This is a genomic window from Sutterella massiliensis (genome assembly GCF_016899755.1).
GTDB classification, from domain to species: Bacteria; Pseudomonadota; Gammaproteobacteria; order Burkholderiales; family Burkholderiaceae_F; genus Sutterella; species Sutterella massiliensis.
The window spans coordinates 1-1,217 of sequence record NZ_JACJJC010000090.1 but is presented as its reverse complement, the minus strand read 5'-3'; the positions used below and the strand labels follow the sequence as shown (position 1 = coordinate 1,217).

The 1,217-nt window shown below is 54.7% G+C and carries 1 protein-coding gene; it reads left to right on the top strand.

All coding sequences use genetic code 11. The features are described 5' to 3' along the window. Nucleotides 1–1,217: hypothetical protein (locus H6A60_RS14485; protein WP_205104724.1), on the top strand; the 1,217-nt coding region annotated here is incomplete at both ends.

The window sequence follows — 1,217 nt, the reverse complement described above, 5'->3', positions numbered from 1 at the left end:
CATTTGGGGTTCAGGCTGCCGAACAGCCTCTCGAAAATTTCAACCTGACAACAGGCGAGCATACCTTCACAGCCGCGGGCACCATTGAAGGCGGATCATTCATTCGTTCAGCCGACGGCATTGGCTCATCCGAAGTAACGATTTCGACAACAGGCGAAACGGTCTTCGACGGTTCGAATATCGTGAGTACAGGTCACCCGGACTACACAGCCGGCGTCGTTGTCACGCGCGGCGACAGTATCGGTCTCTACTACCGCACGGAACCCGACAGCCCCGATTCAACCGCAGCCGCCTTCTACACCGAAGACCAGGTTCGAGAAATCTTCTCTCAAGGCTATGACGCAGTGAAAGAAGCCTTTTCGACAGAGGACGGCTATGTTCCGCCCGAGTCGCTGACGGTGGACGACGTTCTGAAAGCACTTGAGGCCGCTCATAACCTTGCAGACGCAGGCGTCATGACGACCTTCGACTTCCAGGCAGACGGCAGCCTCACATTCCGTGATTCAACGCTTTCTTTTGACAGCGTCGGGGTCACAAACATTAAGACTGCAGGCCGGCTTACATTCGACAACAGCAGCGTGACCTACACGGGCGGCGGTGCCACAAACACGATTTCAGCCAACGGCATCGATATTTTGAGCGGCACTTTCCATACGATCGGCTCGGTTGGCGACAATGTCTACGCGTCGAAATTCGATGACCGCAATCGCTTCGACCGTAATCGCTGGACACTCGGCGAATGTCTCACGATTTCGACGACAGACGGCATGAATTTCGGCGCGGAAGGAAGCACTGTTGGACCCGACGTTCTCTTCCGCGATGGAATGATCATTGTCCAGGGATCTGGAGACTGGAATATCAATAGCGGAACGGTGACGCTTGACGGGCAGTTCCGATCCACGCTCATTTCCGACTACCGTACGAGCGGTGATCTCAACATCACAGGCGGAACGATCAACATTATCAGCGGCGATCGTATCAACCGCGTTCAGGGCGAAAGCGCGTCCATGCTGATGACCGGACGCGATCTCTACATTTCGGGAGACGATACGGTCGTCAATCTTGTCAACGGTCAGATATACGCATCCGCAAAGACGACGATCTCCGGCGGCACGATCAACATGACGGGCGACAGTGCGATTAGTTCGACTACCGCTGGCGAACTCGTTATCACGGGCGGCAATTTCAACATTGACACCTGTCTCTTATACACATCT